At 44.2% G+C, this 20,022-nt stretch carries 14 protein-coding genes; 2 read left to right on the top strand and 12 right to left on the bottom strand.

Translation table 11 applies throughout. The annotated features are described in order from the left end of the window. Positions 1 to 197: 197 nt before the first annotated feature. From addA to UB51_RS03385, 3 genes are all read right to left on the bottom strand, one after another. Positions 198 to 4,349, bottom strand: coding sequence for a helicase-exonuclease AddAB subunit AddA (gene addA, locus UB51_RS03395; protein WP_044876080.1), 4,152 nt, complete (start codon positions 4,347 to 4,349; stop codon positions 198 to 200). Continuing rightward, entirely contained in the window at positions 4,298 to 7,828 is a 3,531-nt protein-coding gene (gene addB, locus UB51_RS03390; protein ID WP_044876079.1) for a helicase-exonuclease AddAB subunit AddB, read from the bottom strand. The genes addA and addB overlap by 52 nt, the downstream gene beginning before the upstream one ends. 566 nt (positions 7,829 to 8,394) lie before the next feature. Continuing rightward, entirely contained in the window at positions 8,395 to 8,838 is a 444-nt protein-coding gene (locus UB51_RS03385; RefSeq protein ID WP_044876078.1) for a carboxymuconolactone decarboxylase family protein, read from the bottom strand. Positions 8,839 to 8,962: 124 nt separating this feature from the next. Between UB51_RS03385 and UB51_RS28140 the strand changes: the two genes are divergently transcribed. Continuing rightward, entirely contained in the window at positions 8,963 to 9,130 is a 168-nt protein-coding gene (locus UB51_RS28140) for a hypothetical protein (protein ID WP_160297221.1), read from the top strand. 44 nt (positions 9,131 to 9,174) lie between these two features. Here UB51_RS28140 and UB51_RS26190 read toward each other — a convergent pair whose 3' ends face one another. The 3 genes from UB51_RS26190 to UB51_RS29550 all read right to left on the bottom strand — a co-directional run bounded on the left by UB51_RS26190 (position 9,175) and on the right by UB51_RS29550 (position 9,904). Further along, on the bottom strand, positions 9,175 to 9,591 hold the full coding sequence (locus UB51_RS26190; protein WP_052675743.1) for a hypothetical protein: 417 nt from the start codon (positions 9,589 to 9,591) through the stop codon (positions 9,175 to 9,177). Continuing rightward, the gene (locus UB51_RS28135) at positions 9,563 to 9,721 is read right to left on the bottom strand and encodes a hypothetical protein (protein WP_160297220.1); all 159 of its coding nucleotides are present in this window, start codon (positions 9,719 to 9,721) and stop codon (positions 9,563 to 9,565) included. Before UB51_RS28135 ends, UB51_RS26190 begins: the two co-directional genes overlap by 29 nt. Positions 9,722 to 9,790: 69 nt before the next feature. After that, positions 9,791 to 9,904, bottom strand: coding sequence for a matrixin family metalloprotease (locus tag UB51_RS29550; RefSeq protein WP_445322367.1), 114 nt, complete (start codon positions 9,902 to 9,904; stop codon positions 9,791 to 9,793). Positions 9,905 to 10,804: 900 nt separating this feature from the next. Between UB51_RS29550 and UB51_RS03375 the strand changes: the two genes are divergently transcribed. Then, positions 10,805 to 11,059, top strand: a complete 255-nt coding sequence (locus tag UB51_RS03375) for a ParB N-terminal domain-containing protein (RefSeq protein ID WP_234405533.1) — start codon at positions 10,805 to 10,807, stop codon at positions 11,057 to 11,059. A gap of 88 nt (positions 11,060 to 11,147) precedes the next feature. Here UB51_RS03375 and UB51_RS03370 read toward each other — a convergent pair whose 3' ends face one another. From UB51_RS03370 to UB51_RS03345, 6 genes are all read right to left on the bottom strand, one after another. Continuing rightward, entirely contained in the window at positions 11,148 to 13,883 is a 2,736-nt protein-coding gene (locus UB51_RS03370) for an alpha-mannosidase (protein WP_044876077.1), read from the bottom strand. Positions 13,884 to 13,983: 100 nt separating this feature from the next. Then, entirely contained in the window at positions 13,984 to 14,982 is a 999-nt protein-coding gene (locus UB51_RS03365; protein ID WP_044876076.1) for a glycoside hydrolase family 130 protein, read from the bottom strand. Positions 14,983 to 15,053: 71 nt separating this feature from the next. After that, positions 15,054 to 16,373, bottom strand: a complete 1,320-nt coding sequence (locus UB51_RS03360) for a glycoside hydrolase family 125 protein (RefSeq protein WP_044876075.1) — start codon at positions 16,371 to 16,373, stop codon at positions 15,054 to 15,056. A gap of 116 nt (positions 16,374 to 16,489) precedes the next feature. Beyond that, positions 16,490 to 17,407, bottom strand: a complete 918-nt coding sequence (locus UB51_RS03355; protein WP_044876074.1) for a carbohydrate ABC transporter permease — start codon at positions 17,405 to 17,407, stop codon at positions 16,490 to 16,492. A 22-nt stretch (positions 17,408 to 17,429) separates the two neighbouring features. Further along, positions 17,430 to 18,362, bottom strand: a complete 933-nt coding sequence (locus UB51_RS03350; RefSeq protein WP_044879863.1) for an ABC transporter permease — start codon at positions 18,360 to 18,362, stop codon at positions 17,430 to 17,432. 157 nt (positions 18,363 to 18,519) lie between these two features. Next, positions 18,520 to 20,004, bottom strand: a complete 1,485-nt coding sequence (locus UB51_RS03345; protein WP_044876073.1) for an ABC transporter substrate-binding protein — start codon at positions 20,002 to 20,004, stop codon at positions 18,520 to 18,522. Between the last annotated feature and the right edge of the window lie 18 nt (positions 20,005 to 20,022).

Genomic DNA, 20,022 nt, shown 5'->3' with positions numbered 1-20,022 from the left:
TTCAGCACCAAGGCTTATGCTTACGATGCCGCGTTTTTTCAAAACGCTTCAGAAGGTGAGTACAGACCGAAGAAGGAGTAGCCCAGTGTAGGCAAACCTACATGAGCAACGGACTTCGAGGGTTGAACTCAGATTCGATGCCGAATATTCTTCTTGTGTTTCTTCGTAATCAATAGATGACTTTTTGAACAACCGCTTTATAGTTGAACGACATGTGAACCGTCGAAGAAATACAGCCACATCTCATGCACGGGTTCTCCCAGAATATCTTCTAGAGCCTTACTGTATAGCTCTAGCTGAAACCGATACTGTTCCTTCAAGACTTCCACACCACCGTGTTCCTTGTTCACTCGATCTGTTTTGTAATCAAGCAGAATCAATTTCCCATCTACTCGGAAAATACAATCGACAATACCCTGAATTAGTACAATCTCCTTGTCTAATTGCTCGGCAATCATAGCCCTACTTTCATCTAAAAGCTGATTATTTATGAAATGAAGCCCTTGATGTGCTTCCGTTGCTGAGATTCCATAACTAAAAGGCATTTCACGAGCTACCCAAGAAGCGGACATTAACCTTGCTCCAATATCACTAGCAAACATAGCTGCAACTTCAGTGGGCTGGATCATATCTGCTTGCTCTTTAGTTACAATTTGAAGGTCAACAAGGCGATATAATGTATCCTCTACTTTATGAACATCCACGTCTCCCTCATGGAGTGGGATATGCTGCATTAACGTATGATACACAGTTCCACGTTCCGTAGGGCTCATGTTTTTCTTCTCCATAAACTTAGGTCGTTGAAGCTGCAACGTAGGTCTATTCTGCGATCCGACCGATCCGACCGATCCGACGGCATTCGCCATTTCCTGTTGCAATTGCTTCTCTTCTAACCAATCAAGAGAAGGAAGCTCCTGTAAGGTAATGAGCTTCTTCATTTCCGTCACTGACGTTTTAGCAGATAGCGTACTGGATAATAAATAGGGATAACGCCAATCAAGCTTTCTTTCTATCGATATAGGTGGTTCATCCATATCCTCATCGCTTTTCGCTAATCCCATGGGAATAAGTTGCTTCTTCATCATAGCTTGTAACTTCAATTCGCGATCTTGTGAAGGCTCCTCCGCCTCACCTATTCCCATTATTATTCCTTTGGATAGCTCGTCTGCGGACAGTATAGATACTCTCCATGATGAAGGATCATCGTTCAACACAGCCGAAGGCAACTCCCTAGCCCCTCCTAGCTGACGCAATATTTCTGCCCCAGGATGACGTATAAGTGAAGGTCCAACCCAGTCTAAGTAGCTACGTCCCCTGGAGAGGATATGATCTGGCAGCATAAATTCTTTATGGCCTTGAACCTGCGTCCATGCTGTTACTTTTTTGACTAAATCTTTGACCGTACCCACGAGAACTAACTTCTCCTTTGGACGTGTCAATGCCACATAGAGAACCCGCATCTCTTCGGCAAGCAACTCAAGCTGAGAACGACGCCGTATAGCGAGATAAGGTAGCGTTGGGTAACTTACGCGCATATGTTGATCCACAAATTTAGGACCAAAACCAAGCTCCTTATGCATTAAGAATGGCGAATTCAGATCCCGCTGGTTAAATGTCTTAGCCATTCCTGCTACAAAGACGACCGGGAATTCCAACCCCTTGCTCTTGTGAATGGTCATGATCCGTACTGCATTGTCTTGTTTATCCGCTCTTCCTGGGCTTCCTAAATCTGAGCCGTTATCACGTAATCTCGCTATAAACGTTAAGAAACGAAACAATCCCCGTGAAGCCGTCGTCTGCTCATATTGGACCGCTCTATCATAGAGTGCTGTCAGATTACTCTGTCTCTGTACTCCACCAGGAAGTCCCCCAACCCAATCCATGTATCCAGTCTCTCGGTAGAGATGCCAGATCAGATCACCTAGACTGCCTCTACGCGCTTCATTTCGCCAACCTTCCAGCTTACGTAGAAAAGTATCAAGCTTCTGCTGGAGCTTAGTCTCTATGTTAGTCTCTTTGCTAGTCTCTCTACCTGGGGATAACTGCCCTGTATGATCAGCAATGGCGAGTTCCGATTCGACTGATGACTCTTGAGTAGCAACCTCTTCTGTTGCAGCTACCTCTCGATTCATCCATTGAATCTGTTCATATGCAGCTGAATGTGAATCCTGTATATTCAACTTCTTCATCCCCGCAGCCGCCATTAGCGCCTCATAGAAAGGACCTTTAGCACACAAGCGAATCTGCGCGAGTTCTTCCTCGGACAGACCCACAATAGGCGAACGCAACACACTAGCGAGCGGAATATCTTGCTGCGGATTATCAATTATTTGCAACAAGGACAGCATAATCCCCACTTCGGTTGCCTCGAAATAACCTTGATTCTGTTCTCCATCAGCCGATATACCTTGTTGCCGTAGTTCTTCCATAATCAATGGACCCCAAATGTATGCGGAACGGAGCAGAATGACCATATCGCCATATTGTACAGGACGCATAATTTTTAATGATTTATCGTAAATGTGCAGAGGATTACCACCTGTTTCCCCTGTCATCTCTTTGATCTTTCGTGCGATCGCTCGTGCTTCTAGCTGAGCTGTCTCCATCTCCAGCCATTCGCCCTCTTGCAGCAAGGAACTATCCTCGTCTTCTATAGGCTCAGCCTCTCTAGCTCCTCCGTTGCTATCCCGATCTATAAGTAAAAGTTCTGGTGCATACGTAGAATCGGCTTCGCTTCCTTCCTCACTTGGAAAAGAAGCCCCATACACCAGTTCTGCTCGTTCATCATAGTTAATTTCGGCCACGGTCTCATTCATCAGTTGACGAAAAATAACGTTCACCGCATGGACTACGTCCATACGACTCCGGAAATTTCGAGCTAAGTCAATGACAATTCCTTCACTATCATCTGTGCCATACCTGCTATATTTTTCTAGAAAGAGGCCTGGTTCTGCTAAGCGAAAGCGATAAATGCTCTGCTTCACATCTCCTACCATGAATCGGTTACCTGGGAGTTCTCTAGATATCAAATTTACGATATTTTCTTGAACACTATTCGTATCCTGATACTCATCTAGTAGTACTTCATCAAATTGATTCCGATATTCCATTGCTGCATCCGAAGGGTACATTTGATCTGGTGAAGACTCAGGATGACGTAAAATTTGTAAGCAGTAATGCTCTAGATCACTGAAATCAACCAGTCCTCTTGCTTGCTTCGCTTCCTTATAACGCTGTCCAAAAGCAATAACGACCTCAGACAATTCCTCCATAATAGGAGCCATTTCATGTAGCTCAGATAAATAGGTTTCCGCTGGGCGTCCGAACAAAGCCCCTTTTAGTTCATTCAACGTTTTCTTAACACTATCCCGAAGCTCTTTGACACGTTCCTGTATTTCAGGGTCCGTCTCATCTTTACGACAGCTCTTTAATTTACCGAAGGAAATACTTTGAAAGGCGTTATACAACGCATCCCAAGGGAAATCCTCAAGACACTCTCTAAGTGACTCAACCATCTCAAGATCATCAGTGAGGTTATCAACATAAGGAGCGGGCCCACCTGGTGACTTAGCTAGTGTAATCGCTTGATGAAGCAATCCTGCCGCACCGGCGAGTGACAACTTGGCATCCTGAATAATGCTTTCCACCCACAGACTTTGTCCAAGTGTTGCTGTATCTGACACCTTGAATGCTGACGCCATCTTCCTCAGCCAATCATCAGGCCAAGGATGACTGCGTGAGAAATCGTATAATTTCTGTACAAGTAAATAGACAGCATCATCGCTGCGTTCACCACTAAACCAATCTGCTAGTCGTAAGAAGAGACCGCCTTCTTCTGCTTCTCCATACTTCTCTTCAAACAATTCCTCCATTATTTCCTGTCGCATCAACTCAGACTCATTCTCATTAAGAATTCGAAAGCCTGGATCAAGCGGTATTAATTGATAATACCGGCGTATAACCTCCATACAAAATGAATGTAGCGTAGTTATAGATGCTCTACCTAATAAAGATAACTGTCGACGTAAATGTCCGTTACTCGGGTCTTGCTCTAATGCCCTATCCAGCGCTTCACGAATGCGTTGACGCATTTCTGCTGCAGCTGCCTTCGTGAAGGTGGCTACCAACATTCTTTCCACACTAAATCCCTGTTGCTCGTCGGTAATCTTACGAATAATTCTCTCTACCAGAACGGCTGTCTTACCTGAACCTGCGGCTGCAGCAACGAGGATATGATCACCACTAAGCGAAATAGCCTTCCACTGGTCATCACTCCACATACTGTTTTCGGGTTTGACTATTTCGTGCACGGTGTATCTCCTCCTTGGGTCTGTGACAACAAATTCCATACCTGCGCTTTGTCTGGTTTACCCAGTACATGATATTCGCTACCTTCAATAGCTTCGTCAAATTGGCATACAGGCTTAAAGGAACAGTAGGTACAAGCCGTCTCATGCTGAATTCGGTAAGGCTCAATTGTGACGTCTCCTTCAGTAATTCTTGTCCCAATATCCACAATATTACTGCGAACCGAAGATAGTAGCGTATCCCACTGCTCTGGGGTTGCTACAGCGGCACTGCTATAGAAGCTTCCATCTGACTTAACTGCCACAGGCAGAATCGCAGAGTGACCCTTATCGAGAGTCGAATCCATCTTAGCAATGGCATCTCGATCAGACAAAAGTAAACCTTTCATTTTGAAACGTTTGAGCAGTTCATCTGCTGCTTGCTCATGACTCATGCCATTTGCAGACTGTAGAATTGGATCATGTACGTGGAAATAAAGTGTTCCCGCAGGAATAGCAGCCTTACCAAGCCATTCCTCCGCATAGGTTAGAAGGACATCAAGATACGTCAACAATTGAAGGGATAGCCCATAGTAGACCTCATGCAGTCGTAGATCATTCTGACTTGATTTATAATCGATGACCCTTAGCAACATCCCTTGCTCTCCCTGCGCCATATCCACACGGTCGATCCGTCCAATGACTTCCATAACAGAACCATTCCGTAATGGAAAGGTTAACGGAGGTAGCGTCTTACCGGGGCCGAAATCAAGTTCAAGTCCGACAGGCTCAAAACTTCCCCGCCGAGCATGTTCCCCTAATATGACGGAGGCTCTACCTACGATATTTTTTAATTTACGAGAAATATAGCCATAACGTTTGGTACTAAGCAGTATTTCACCCTGTAAGAGTGGCGCTAAGCGATCTACAGCAATTCCTGCTTCCTGACGGCATTCTTCTGGTGTTAAACTTCCCCAGCTTATGTTACGGGTCTGTAAGCGCGTAGCCATATCGCTTAGAGCAGCATGGAACAATTGACCGATATCTGGTGCTTTGAGTCGATAGACCTGCCGCTCCTTTAGCTTCAATCCATGCGAAGCAAAGTGCGAGAATGGACATGCTGTGAATTTTTCCATCCGAGATACGCTAGTTCTTACCTTAGCCCCATATAATCTACGGCTAGTATCGACATGCAACGTTTTAGTATCATTTCGATAAAATAGCGAACGTAACAGCATCGCTAGAGGGCCCTGCCATTCTTCACGCGCTAAATACCAGTTATAAACATCCCACCAGAATGCAGAAATCTCCGTTCCCTGCTTCCATTGTCTAAGCTGGACAATGAAGTGACTTAGTGTCTGCTGAGGGCTCGTTACAAAAGCTTGCTGTTGCTGCTGAGCCTGCCCAAGCAGCGGTTGCCCTAATAAGGGAAGCTCCTCTAGATTCTCAAACATTTTCCTCACATGTCTAATGACTTCCGACGCCAGTAGAGCTTTACCATCTTCATCAGCCGCAGCATAACTTATCCACACATGACGACTTGCAGAGGTGAGCGCATTATAGATAAGGAATCTTTCATCGAGTAACTTACGCGAAATGCTAGGTGCAAGCTCCATACCTGAATCAATCAATACACTTCGCTCTTGTTCCGTAAGTACACCATCTTCTTGATATGCCGCAGGCACAACACCTTCATTGAAGCCTAATAAAAACGTATATTTCACGCCACTCGCCCGTGTCCGATCCATATTCCCGATCAAGACTTGATCAAGAGAAGGTGGAACTAGAGCCAACTTTAACTCGGTTAGGCCCGTTTCTAGAATACCAATAAACAATTCAAGCTCAATCTTCTCGTCACCCATCATCTCTACAATCTGATCCAGCAAATCGAGGATAGCTCCCCATAATTGACGATGCTCCTTAGCCAATTCTGGAAATCCATTCTGCAAAGATTCATGCTGAAGAATATCCAACTTTTGCGGAACTTCAGCCTCTTCCAAGAGACCATAGACTGCAGTACAGAAATCACGAGCCGATGCGCCCCCCTTAAGTCTTTCTTCAAAAGAAAACAACGGTCTCGTTACCGCGCCACGGCATCGTTCCATTAATTCAAGCAGTTGCTCCCCACTCTTCTCTCGATCAGGGTCACCTTCTTCAAGAGAAAGACTAGGCACTCGCTTCCAAGGGTAGGCATCCCCCCAGCGATAGCCCTGAATTCCACTTGCCATCACATAATTTTCTAACCGATCCATATCCATCCGATCTAGTGAACCGTCCAGTGGAAGCAACAGATCTGTCTTAATACAGCGAAATACATCCTCGTATCGCCAGCGCCGCTGCACAATATCTAACGAGGATCTGATGAACTCTACCAACGGATGGTGTAGTTCACTTCTCTTCTGGTCAAGAAAGAAAGGAACGCCATAATCACGAAAAATAGATCCAATAATAGGCTCATAATCTCCTAATTGGCGAACGAATATCGCCATGTCCCGATATCTCACACCCTCATCTCGTGCCAAACGTATCATTTCACGCAGTGCCCCTTCTACCTCTGTCCGGCGATTCACAGCGACATGCAATGATATTCCAGAACAACTCCCATCCTTGTGCTGTTCTTGGCCTTGCCAAGGAATTCGACGGTCAAAGCCACGTTCAAGATGTGCTAGTTCAGGACTCTCTGCGAACCTTGGAAGAGGGTCTGAATTTAATAGGGTATCAAAAGAATCCACGCTTAACTCGGATGCCATTCCCTTCATCTTCACGTACGTTGTAGCTGTCGGATGAAAGAGATCAAGCTCATGAGGGAGCATTCCCAAACTATAGGGTCTATCCAATGTAAGTGCGATCGTTACAGAAGAAGCACATTTCATTAGCTGCTGTATAACAACAAATTCTTGGGGAGTAAAGCCATGAAATCCATCAATCCATATATCTGCATCTTTGATATAACTAGATTGAGAAACAGCTTCAGAGAGAGCTACTAGCGTATCTTCATTATCGATATAAAGGGGAGACAACTCCTGCTCAAAATCTTGATACAACGTTAGAATGTCACCCAACTTATCTCGTAGAATTGGCGTTCCTCCACCTGTTGCCCTCATACTAGCGAGCTGTCCTTCCACTTGAGAAGCATCAATGCAGTATCTCTTCATCTCTGTATAGAGTTGTCCCAGTCTGCCTACGAATCCCATTTGATCTCCTGATGCTCCGAATAATCTCAGTTCTTCTTTACGTCGTTGGATGATTTTGTAAAGAAGCATTTTTTTACCTTCTTCGCTAATCCCTACTCGAGCTGATCCGCCCGTCTCCTGCATCACTCGATAGGCTAGACGCTGAAAACTAAGCACTTGAGCACGTACGCTCCCTTTGATCGTTCCAGAGGTTACAAGGCTGTGCTCAGCTTGATAGGAGCCTTGCTCCGGTACAAGTAGAATCATAGGCTTGCCTTGTGGTTGCTCCCGAAGTCGTGCTGAGATGTCCTGCAATATAGTTGTCGTCTTACCGCTTCCCGAGCGTCCGATAAGAAAATGAACCGACATGGGAATACCTCCTTTATATGTAAACTGACAGCTTATCAACCTAGTAAAATAGCTATCTCTCAGTATAACATATCGTCACTTATAAGGAACATACGTTTGGTAAACATTGTCTCCTGTAGAGCCAAATAGTAGGGGACGATGCATCCTTCTGTAACTTACCACTTATCTTTAGGGCGTATATAGCGATCCCCATACCCAGGAATTTTTTCCATGTTTCAATTTCAACTGCATTCTAGGCGCACCAAGAAAAAACGGCTTCGCCGTCCTTAAAAGGATGGTAACCGTTTCTCGTAGAAATATAGGCAAAGTATAGTGAAAACTTATACTTTCTTATACCTTTTTTCAAAAAAAAAAGAAGACTCCCCTTTCTGCAAGCAGTAACGAGCTGCAGGATGGCGGTAGGTTAATTAGCAGAGCATCTGCAAAGATTGATTCAGAGGGTGTATTAAGGAAGCAGTCCCCATGGACATTATGGTTTCGGAGATGTCGAGCTTACGACAGGAGAGTCTGTTGAATATCTGCTTCGAGGGGGAAAACGAACACCAAAAGATGTTCGTTGAGAGCAATTATTTTTCAGTTGCTGTATTACCCATTGAAATAGAAATTCTATTCCAACTGTTGATTTGATTGATGATTAGAACAAGGTCAACATATTGTTTCTCGTCATATTGTTCACGTACTCGCTTATATAGGTCTTCAGGAACTCTTTTGGTAGGGATTAGAGTAATATGCTCAGATAGTTCGAGAGCAACCTTCTCTTCAGGTGTATAAAAAGTACATTCATTCCAAGCATTTAAACAATAAATTCGTTGTTCGGTTTCACCCATGTTACGAGCATCGGATGTATGCATATCTATGCAGAAGGCACAACCGTTAATTTGAGAGACTCTAATTTTGATAAGTTCTCTTGTAGCTCGATTAATTGTAGACTTTTTGGTGTACTTCTCCATATCCATCATAATTTTCATACCATCAGGTGCAACATCATAGTAGGGAATTCTTTGACTCATAAGGCAAGACTCCTTTGACTTTAATTTACCACTATTATACCTTTATACGAACATTTGTACTATCTTTTTTTGTTGACATTCTGTTCGGAAACAAGCCAAGAAACGAGAGACAGAGTTTCAAGGCATGGCAGAGTCAATAGGGGCTTACGCTTCAGGAGCTCCGATAATCAAGTATGAGGAAATTGAAAATATCATTAATAGTTCGTGGCTCATTCTCATTCAAATATACACGAAGGGGAATGGCGAGAATGACACGAACAGCTACTTGAACGTAGCACTAACTGGGGCGTAACTCTTCTCGCCTTTTTAAAATGGACAGTCCCCTTATTGATTTAATTATTTTCCATATTTATTTAAGGCATCTGTGAAAATCTTCTCTAATTTTTCAGTTGATTCACCTTGATACTGTGAAGTAGTATTATTAGGATATAAAATTTGCTGCTTATTTGTATCTTCCAGTGGCACTTTCCCATAATATACACCTTTGACAAAGTATATATTAGGATCGGTTAGACTCTTGTCTAAGAAAAGTAAGTACTCTTCATTTTCATTCATAAGTTGGTATCCTTCTAAACCATAGATGATTGTACCTTCTTCTGTTTTATCAATTGCTCCATTTTCCTGAACGGTAATTTCTGAACCGTCTTCAATATTTTGATTATCAGATTTAAAAACTTTATTCAGCTTTATAGCTGATTGAGTTCCATAATTCAGGACTTCTCCTTCAGGGTTCTTGTTGAGGATTGTCTCCACCTTTTGCAGATGAATTGATGTATTTTACGGTGTCATCGACTTTTTCGGTCTTGCTATTTGAAAGGGCAATGGACAAAGCAATTACCAGAGCTAGAGACCCAATGGAAATAATTTTATATTGATTTTTCATAAGTATTCTTCCTTAATCAATGTAAATATGTTTTATACCGTCTTTATCGTCCTGTAAAGGGTAAGTACCCTATGACCATCCTGAAGTGATCATTATAGCTGGGACATTATCTTCGTGACTCAACCCTAACGCATGTCCCATTTCGTGAGCAGTAGTTTCCTTTTGTTGGTCTGGACCTAATATCTTGAATCTTGCGGTATTAATGTTAATTACTGTTCTTGATTGTGTACCACCATTATAAGAAGCAGATGCATAAAACTGTCCAAGGTCATTTCTTTCGAGAACAATTATTTATATTATTAATGTTTAAAATCAGTACCCATCAATGTTGTCTCTCTTTCCATTAGATATGTAAAATGATCCTGTTCTCACTATGGAAATTAAATGAATATTTTAGTGAAGCACCTTAAACCGGGTGCTTTTTCTTTTGCCTTCATAAAAAGATATAAACCTTTTTGACACTAGCCATTCCTTCGGGAGTGGAACTTCTAAAGTAAATATAAAATGTGCTATTTGTAAGCATAGAAAAAGGTGAGAACGACACACACGGCTGCATGAATGCGTCGTTGAACCGGGCGTAACCATTCTCGCCTTAAATTTTTGTTATCCTTTTTTAATCTTGTTGTTGAGGGGTATTTTGCTCTCTCATCATGTGATGATAGTGATAATGATGGTGATGATGGACGTGGTGATGACCATGTGGGTAACCGGAGGTATGATAATGTGGATGATGTGGATGATGTTCATGCCCGTAATGATAAGGGGATTGGGGATCCCTCTGTTGAGATCCTTGAACGCTATAGTTTTCTAGACTCATTGATTTTCTCCTTTCGTCTTTTGGTTAATATATATTATGTCTACACATGATTAGTGACACTTGGCCTAAATAAATTGGGCTACCTATAGTCCCCAATAGGCGGCGTTTTCTTTTGCCCATATGACACTATACAAGCCTATTTCAGGAGCGTATGTTCTTATCGTATAAATGGACTACGGATAGAAAACGTCAGAATGGGGCCATTGAGTGGGCGTGTGGGTCTGTTTTCGTCTCACCTATATTAATAACCAACTTAACTCAAAGGAGTGTCTATTATCGACATCAGGACTATTACTATCGATAAGATTAATGCAGCTACTTATAACCCTCGTGTCGACCTTCAGCCTGGTGATCCTGAGTATGAGAAATTAAAGCGATCCATTGAACAATTCGGTTATATCGATCCGATCATTTGGAATGAACGTACTGGCAATATGGTTGGTGGCCATCAACGTTATAAGATCATGGTAAACGAGCTGGGTCTTACTGAGCTTGACGTATCCGTCCCCGACAACAGATAAAAGAAATTGCTTACTGACATTGAAAAAATAGGCTATTCCCTTCAGCCTGAGCGGAGAAGGGAACAGCCTATTACAAATCTATCTTAAGTTAACGCTGAATACCTATTGTCACAATTTCACAAGGCCCTGTTAATAAACATAGTCCTTCTGCGGTATTACCGGAGAGCGGATTCTCCCGCTCTTCTAAAATTGTCGTCTTATAGAAATGCTGATGTGGAATTTCCGATCTAAAGTTCAATTCCGCAGTCTCGTTACTCGTATTGTACCAACGGAACAGCAAATCGCCTGTCTCCTCATTCATCTTCATCGACGAGAAGGCCAATTCCTTGCTCTCCCATTTACACGGTGTATAGGTCGGTGTGACCGACCCTGCGTGAACCTCCGTTTGGCATACCGTCCATGGAATTTGGAACTGGTAAGCTTCCGTATAAGCACCGGATGTCATACCGTCTCCCTGATGGGGAATCAACTCCATCCGCATGGTGTGCTCACCAAGACATTGTGCCTCCGGCGTCGGGAACAAGCCCCAGTCACCGAGCTCACCCACACTGCGTAACAGTGTGATTGCGATCGTATTACGTCCATCCCGCAGCACTTCGTATTCATTCAAACCGAGATTCGCTACCGTCAGCCCCGCTGTACCGTCACTAACATCGACGAATGCCTGCTGGTGCTGCGTATTGCTCGGGTTGTCCCACTCTGGTGCCGGTTCGTTATCGCGTACCGGAATTTCGAACATCGAATCTACGTGGTGTTCAGATGTGTCCAGATCAGTCGGGAACAGCGCCCGTACACGGTGATCTTTGGCTCGGTTATCGATATTCGTCTCGATGTGTACCCCTTTGCCTTCACGTTCCAAGGAAACGACTGTACGCAGTTTCAAGATTACCGTCTCAAAGCTTCGCTGCGCCTTACGTTCTGGATAGTACACTAGTGCCCGCTGCTCTTCGTCCAGCTTCTCATCCGCGGAGACAGGGATCTCCCAATCATGCGTTATCTCGACTGAAGCACGATAAGACTTGTTCTCTAACACGATGATCTTGGCTTGAAGTCCCTTCGTTGTCAGCGCCTCTTCACCTTCTGGCTGCTTGTACATGTACTCGTTCCCGATATCCCCGGTATTCTCATATACGCCCAGATCGCGGTAAATACGGCCAGTCGACTTATCAGTCAAAGAGAACGAACCGTCATTCGCAATCTCGACCTTCATTGCAGCGTTCTCCATGATACGGTCACCTGTCAGTAAAGAATCGTTTGCTGACGGTAATAACTCCTCGGAACGACGCACCCAAGCATAGGTACGCAGACCAAGCGCCGGTATATTCTTAGCTTGGAACGTCAGCTTCACCCGGCGGCACATGTACGGCTGGCGGAACTTGTCGTCCGGCAGATCATAACCGAACAATAATCCCAGATCCACTACGGAGACATCGAGCGCACTCCCTTGCTCATCTACCAGTACGCGGCCAGACAGATCAATCTCTTTCATACGGCGTGCCGTCTCCTCCAGCGTGTAGCCTTCCCGCAAATAAAGACGTGCCGCGTCCAGCTCCACGGTGACTGTACCACTACGGTCCCAGCCTGTCGTATTCATTACCACTAGCGGAAGTACGTCTTCACCAAAAGCTGTGAAAGCCGATGTATCTACTGCTTCCGCAATGACACGTTTACTATCGTCAACAATCGTCTCTGCCACATGGCGACTCTTCGCAAAGCGCGTTACCATTTCACGGTGCACTTCATCAACGCTACATCCGCAGATACTATCGTGCGGATGGTTCTGCATCAGCGTCTTCCACGCGTAAGTAAACAGATGATGTGGATAGTCTTGTCCTAATAAATGGGCAAATGACGCCAGCGGTTCGGCTACCTTCTCGAGCAAGGCTTGGCCTTCCTGGTTCATCTGCTTCAAATAGACACGCGCCGAAGCGGTGTTAACGAGCGTCCCCCATCCGTCGGTCCGTTGGCTACGCAGTTCACCCTTGACAGATGACAGATTACCACGATCCATCGCATCCTCCGTGGCCTTCAAGTAATCAGGGAAATTCGAATGAATGAACTCAATATCCGGGTACAGCTTACGCGCAGTTTCGATCGCCTCCGGCAAATCGAGTTGCACGGGCTGGTGGTCACAGCCGTTCATGAACAACAGCTCACCCGTAGATGCGTATTTCTCTGCATCCGCCAGCTTCCGTTCCCAGAATTGTCTTGCTTCCGCTTCATCCACAGGCACCTCGTTACCGTTCGAATACCAGTTCGCAAACAGAATACCGAGCACTTTGGAGCCATCAGGCCCTTCCCAGATCAGTTCGGAGAAGGACGACTCATAGCCACTGTCTGATACCATATTGTTGAACCCGGTCGGTTTCACTCCGCGTCCGAAGAACGCATTAGTGATGCCCGATTGCAGCATTAGCTGCGGGGTCTGACCTACCAGACCGAAGGTATCAGGGAAATAGCCAATCTTAGAAATCTCTCCGTACCGTTTTGCGTCTTGGTGACCAATTTGCATATTCCGAACGTTCGCTTCTCCACTCGTCAGGAATGCATCCTGCAAAATGTACCATGGGCCGATCAGTAGCCGTCCCTCGGTAATATATTTCTCCAACCGTTCCTTGTTCTCCGGTCGTACTTGGAGGTAATCCTCTAGAATGATCGTCTGTCCATCAAGATAGAAACTCTTGAATTCCGAATCTCCATCCAATTTGTCCAGTAATGCATCCACCAACTGGACTAGACGGACATGATGCTTCTCATAAGGTAAATACCATTCCCGGTCCCAGTGCGTGTGGGAAATGATGTGCGCTGTTCTTTTGTTAGTCATAATCCCCATTACTCCCCTTTCATTTAACCTTTATTATCACAAGGGGAATATCGACCTCATCCGGTCGATATTCCCTCTACTCTTCTATCCGTTCGGTCTATTAAGCCTCTACTTCCAAAGGATACTTCTCCATGTAATCGAGCAACTCATCCACGGTCGTAAATGCCAGTCCCGTTACCGTATCCGCACAGCCATAGTAAACGGCAATCCGTCCGGTTTCGGCATCCGTCAAAGCCGCGCAAGGGAAGGTCACATTCGGAACATCTCCAACGCATTCGTACAAGGTTTCTGGTCCCATAATATAGTTACGTGACCGAGCTATAACTTTCCACGGCTCATTAATATCCAAGAGAGCGACACCCATACGGTATACAAACCCGTTGCAGGTATTGATTACCCCATGATAAATCAGCAACCAACCCTTGTCCGTTTCAATCGGAACCGGACCTGGTCCGATTTTCTTGGACTGCCAAGCGGAGGTATCTCCATCTACTGTACCCATCACATAACGGTGTTTACCCCAGAAGGTAAGATCAGGACTTACACTGTAGAAGATATCCCCGAAAGGAGTATGGCCCGTATCGCTTGGGCGGCTGACCATAGCATAATAATCATTGATTTTACGCGGAAACAGCACACCATTGCGGTTATAAGGCAAAAAGGCGTTCTCCAATTGGTGGAAAGTTTTGAAGTCGGTTGTATAGGCGATCCCGATGGTAGGGCCATGATAGCCATTGCACCACGTAATATAGAAGCGGTCTCCAATTTTGATGACCCGTGGATCATAACGGTATTCGCGCTTAATTACTTCTTCTTCTCCCTCAAACACGATAGGTTCGTGATTGATTTTCCAGTTCACGCCATCGTCGCTGAAACCAGCGAAAATGTCCATGCTGACAGATTTGGAGTCGCAGCGGAATACTCCGGCAAATCCATTTTCAAAAGGAACCACAGCCGAGTTGAATACACTGTTGGAATTAGGAATAGCGTCCCGATTGATAATCGGATTGGCGCTATACCGCCAGATCGGCGCGTTGATGTTGGCAGGCTTCTCCTGCCAAGGGATGTTTGACAATTTTTCTCCGATAATTTTGCTCATTTTAAATTCTCCTTTTTATTAGAAACATTTATACTTTCAATTCAATCCGGATTTGTCTTGTATAAACAGGCTTAGAGTATTCCTTCCTTCATCGCCCGATACACAAGCTGTGAGAACAAGCTGTTAGACCATGCGAACCATTTACGAGTAAAAATCGTAGGATCGTCCACGTGGAAGCCTTCATGCATATATCCAGTATCTGCATCTGTGCGCTCTAGCATAGCGATCATTTCTAATTTTTCTTCAGCCGTCTGAGCCGTAATTCCCTGCATGGAAAGTGCCATATGCCAAATATAATTCTCTGGTGTATGTGGACTACCGATACCTTTAGCCGCTTTACCTTCAAAGTAGAATGGGTTCTCTTTACTCAGCGCAAAACGTCTAGTATTCTGATAAATTTCATCGTCTGCACTCACGTAACCCAGATACGGGATAGACATCAAACCTGGTGTTCCTGCGTCATCCATCAAGCAATAGTTTCCGAATCCATCTGTTTCATAAGCATAGATAGGTCCAAATTCAGGATGACGGTAAATACCATATAATTTGATACCGTGATCAACTTCAAATTCCAATTCCTTCAGTTCAGCTAAGAACTCCATATCACGGAATACCCATTCTGCAAATTCCTGCATCTGACGAAGTGTCACAACCGCGAACATGTTACCTGGAATGTTGTAGTGGAAATCGCAAGCATCGTCACTAGAGCGGAAGCCCGACCAGATCATGCCTGTATAGTTGACTGGCATTCCAAGTCCATTGTTACGCAACGAATCCTCAGGAATCCCGTTATTCCGCGTGAACCGATAAGGAGATTTCTCGAAATGATATTGCTCGGTTTTGAACAGCTCAACAATACGTTTCATAGCCGATTTGAATCCAGCGTCAAAAATATCGGTCAACTCTGTTTCTTTCCAATATGTGTAGGCCAGACGTATAACGAAACATAAAGAGTCGATCTCAAATTTACGTTCCCATACCCATGGGGACATATCCGTAACGTCCGTCGTATTCCAATGCCAATCGTTAGCAGACTCGTTGAATGCATTAGCATACGGATCGATATGAATATATTGAATATGGCGCTTAATCAGCCCACTAATGATACGTTGTAGATCCTGATCTTCCTTTGCAAACGGCACGTATTGAATCACTTGTTCTACCGAGTCGCGCAGCCAAGAAGCTGGGATATCGCCAGTTATAACAAAGGTTGTTCCATCGTCCATCAGCTTGGTTGTCGTTTCGAGCGTATTCGGAAAACAATTTTTAAACAATTGCAATAGTTTTGGACGGTGCGCCAGCTTCTCCTCGGCTTCCGCCATTACTTCTTGTATCGCCTGTGGTAACTCCAGCTTTGGCATTGGTATTTTCGGGAGTCTGAATTGTTCCATGCAGTCTCGCTCCTTTATGTTATATAGTTTATGAACTTATGAACTCTACTTTATAGTTTAATCTGAGACATCACAACGGCTGAGGCATGGTTGTAGTTCAGCCGCCTTCCTCAATCTTACTCTTTAACAGCTCCTATAGTAAGACCCTGTATGAAAAAGCGTTGGAAGAATGGATATGCAAAAATAATCGGAACTGTAGCCAGCACAACCATCGCCATACGCGAAGTATCTTGAGGCAACGATCTTATAGCTTCCATGCTAAGCGAGCTATTCTGCGCGTTCTGCGTAATGAACTGCATACTGGTCTCGATGCGCATTAACATGGACTGCAGCGGTACGAGATTGGGATTATCGATATAGAGCAATGCATTAAACCAGTCGTTCCAGTAACCAAGTGTGCTGAACAAAGCAATGGTCGCAAGACCTGGAAGAGACAGGGGCATCACCAGTTTGAGGAAAATTCTAAACTCTCCGGCTCCATCCATTTTACCCGATTCAATAATAGCGTCAGGAACGCTCGTAACATAGAAGGTCCGCAGGATCATAATATAAAAAGCATTCATGGCCAGCGGCAGAATTAAAGCCCAAATCGAATCTTTAAGGCCCAGAAGCTGTGTAACTACAATATAGGTCGGAACAAGTCCACCATTGAACAACATGGTGAAAAAGGCAAAAAAGGAAAAGAAATTACGATATCTAAAGTTCTTTCGCGAAATGGCGTAGGAATAGAAAGAAATAAATAATAAACTGATGATGGTACCCACTACCGTGACGAATATCGTTACCCCGTATGAACGGAGCAGCGTATCCCCCATTTCAAATACATAACGGTAGGCTCCAAGACTCCATTTGGAGGGAATTAGTCTATAACCGTCGCTCGCAAGCGCCCCTTCATCTGTAAAGGAAATGATAACCACAAACAGGAAAGGAAACACGCAGAGAAAAGCAAAGATGCCGGCAATGAGATTAAACGAAATATTCCAAGGTGTTGAAAGGTGATGAAAATCGCGTTCTTTCTTTTTTCTTTGAGACACACTACTCACTCCCTTCGGTATATTAGAACAAGGCGTTGTCCTTGTTGAATTTGCGTACGATATAGTTAGATGCCATGACCAGAGTGAAACCTACGACGGATTGATACAACCCTGCCGCTGTACTCATGCCAATCTCACCCGTTGTTTTGAGACCACGATAGACGTAAGTATCGATAACATTTGTCACTCCGTACAAGGTTCCTGAGTCTCTTGGTACTTGATAGAACAGACCGAAGTCTGCATAAAATATTTTTCCAATTGCAAGCAGTGTCATAATTGTGATGATTGGAGTGAGCATGGGTAGCGTAATTCTGCGAATCTGCTGAAACTTGCTGGCGCCATCAATCATAGCCGCCTCATAGAGTGATCTGTCGATCCCCATAATAGCTGCCAGATACACGACGCTACTATAACCTACTGCCTTCCACAAATATACAAGCACTAGAATAATCGGCCAATATTTCGGGTCTGAGTACCATTGAATCGAATCCATACCAAAATATTCAAATACCCCATTCAACAATCCCCGGTCTGAGCTTAGGAAGCTAAACGTGAAATAACCGACGATGACCCATGATAGAAAGTATGGAAGAAACATGCCAGTCTGGTATGTCTTAGAAAGTTTTTTGCTAGTAATCTCGGACAGTATAACTGCCATTAATACCGATATGATTAATCCTAAAAAGATAAAAACAATATTATAGAGCAGTGTGTTGCGCGTAATTATATAAGCGTCATTCGTGCTGAATAGAAATTTGAAGTTGTCCCATCCAACCCACTTACTATTCACAATACTTGCCCAGAAGCCGTCACGGCTGAAGCGATATTCCTTGAAAGCGATGACCGTTCCAAGCATCGGCAGATAAGAGAAAAAGAGAAGCCAAAGTGCACCGGGAAGAACCATGAGTAGCATAACTTTATTTTTGATGATATTCCTAATAAACTCACCGACCATTTTCACGTTTTATCCCTCCTGAAAGTAATGATTTACAATGCTGCTGACTGTCGGCCGCGTATGGTAAAAAGTTGGAAAGGGCCGCCTAGGTACCGGAATGAAAAAAAATCGGGCAATAGGCTTCTCACCCGCCCGATCTTTTTCATTATTTCTGATGCTACTTGCCAGTTGCCGCTTTCCACTCATCGATTTGTCTTTGTGCTTCCGCGATGACTTTATCCAAGCCAGCAGCTTTGAATTTCTCAATAGCTTTAGGCAGATATTCATCTGGATCAACGGTTCCTGTCATCAACGCGGACCAGTATTCTTCCTTCACGTTCTGAACCGAAGCGATTTCGCTCGTCACTTTCGAAGTATCGAAGTTAAAGCCCAGCAATGGAGCGTTAATGCCTGACTCGTTAAACTTCTTGAATTCATCCCACTTGTTCTCCGGGTCGCCTTCATTCAAATAAGTAATTAACACGTTACCGAGCGAGAATGTAGGCATATCGTAGTTCTTGGAATTATCCATATTCTTCATAACATTATCGCTGACTTTCTCGTAGTGAACACCTTCAATACCGGAATCGACCATATTGCGCAGTACCGGATCGGTGTTCAACAGGTTAAGGAACTCCATAGCCTTCTCCGGATATTTGGAGTTAGCAGAGATAGCTTGCATAGAGCCCATTACTGACCAGTTATAAATAATGGGCTCGCCAGCCGGTATGGAGACTATTGGATAACCAAGGCTCGAGGACCAGAGGTTATCGGCGAAAGGCTGAGTCGGCGCACGGTCTGCAAACCATTTGCCGGACCTGTTCAGGTCATCGACTGAGGTAATCGTAGATACTTCAGGGGAAATGTATCCCTCTTTATAGAATGTACGTACTGTTTTTAGCATTTCTTTTAATTCTGGTGTTTCCAAAATGTTAACGACTTTATAGTCTTTCGTACCCATATAGACTGCCATTGGCAATTTCTCGATGATATAGTCAAATGGCATAAAAGGTACGAAATCGTTGATCATAGCATATGGTGTAATGTTCGGTTCCTTCTCTTTGATCGTCTTCAACAGAGGGATCAGACTTTCCATAGTATTCACTTTTGAAATATCCAAGTCGTATTTATCAAGGAACTCTTTGTTAAACCGCCATACTTCTTGGGCCGGAAGTTCTTTATTAGCTGGTACCCCGTAGTTATGTCCGTCTACTTTGGATCCTTCCAAGAACGCAGGATCAAGAGTTGCTACAATGTCTTTACCTTGCGTTTGGAGTAAATCGTCTATCTGCATAAAGGCCCCTTTACGTGCGTTCTGCACATAATCGAACGCCCACGAGCTGGTAAACATAATATCCATCGGCTCACCCGATGCAGCATTAACCTGCATTTTTTGTGAATAATCACCGTAATCGATCATCTTCATCTTGACGGTTGCGTTTATTTTCTCTTTGGTATATTTGTTGACTTCCGCCATTACTTGATCTACATCTTTTTGTGGAGCACCTATCGTGTACCAGATCAATTCAACTGGTTTCTCGGACCCCGCTGATCCTGTTGCCTTGTTATTGTCTGCATTGTTTCCACCGCACGCACTTACCGAAAGTGTAAGCGCCATCAATGATGTTAGCAGAAGAGAGAACTTTTTTCTTCTCGTACTCATTGTTGAATACCCCCCTTT

The sequence above is a fragment of the Paenibacillus sp. IHBB 10380 genome (assembly GCF_000949425.1).
In the GTDB taxonomy this organism is placed as follows: Bacteria; Bacillota; Bacilli; order Paenibacillales; family Paenibacillaceae; genus Paenibacillus_AQ.
Note: the sequence above shows the minus strand (reverse complement) of the source record. Positions and strands in the feature narration are given on the sequence as shown.

Coding starts and splice junctions, on each gene's coding strand:
- addA (WP_044876080.1), bottom strand. CDS start 4,349: ATGGAATTTGTTGTCACAGACCCAAGGAGGAGATACACCGTGCACGAA.
- addB (WP_044876079.1), bottom strand. CDS start 7,828: ATGTCGGTTCATTTTCTTATCGGACGCTCGGGAAGCGGTAAGACGACA.
- UB51_RS03385 (WP_044876078.1), bottom strand. CDS start 8,838: ATGAGTCAAAGAATTCCCTACTATGATGTTGCACCTGATGGTATGAAA.
- UB51_RS28140 (WP_160297221.1), top strand. CDS start 8,963: ATGGCAGAGTCAATAGGGGCTTACGCTTCAGGAGCTCCGATAATCAAG.
- UB51_RS28135 (WP_160297220.1), bottom strand. CDS start 9,721: ATGAAAAATCAATATAAAATTATTTCCATTGGGTCTCTAGCTCTGGTA.
- UB51_RS03370 (WP_044876077.1), bottom strand. CDS start 13,883: ATGACTAACAAAAGAACAGCGCACATCATTTCCCACACGCACTGGGAC.
- UB51_RS03365 (WP_044876076.1), bottom strand. CDS start 14,982: ATGAGCAAAATTATCGGAGAAAAATTGTCAAACATCCCTTGGCAGGAG.
- UB51_RS03360 (WP_044876075.1), bottom strand. CDS start 16,373: ATGGAACAATTCAGACTCCCGAAAATACCAATGCCAAAGCTGGAGTTA.
- UB51_RS03350 (WP_044879863.1), bottom strand. CDS start 18,362: ATGGTCGGTGAGTTTATTAGGAATATCATCAAAAATAAAGTTATGCTA.
- UB51_RS03345 (WP_044876073.1), bottom strand. CDS start 20,004: ATGAGTACGAGAAGAAAAAAGTTCTCTCTTCTGCTAACATCATTGATG.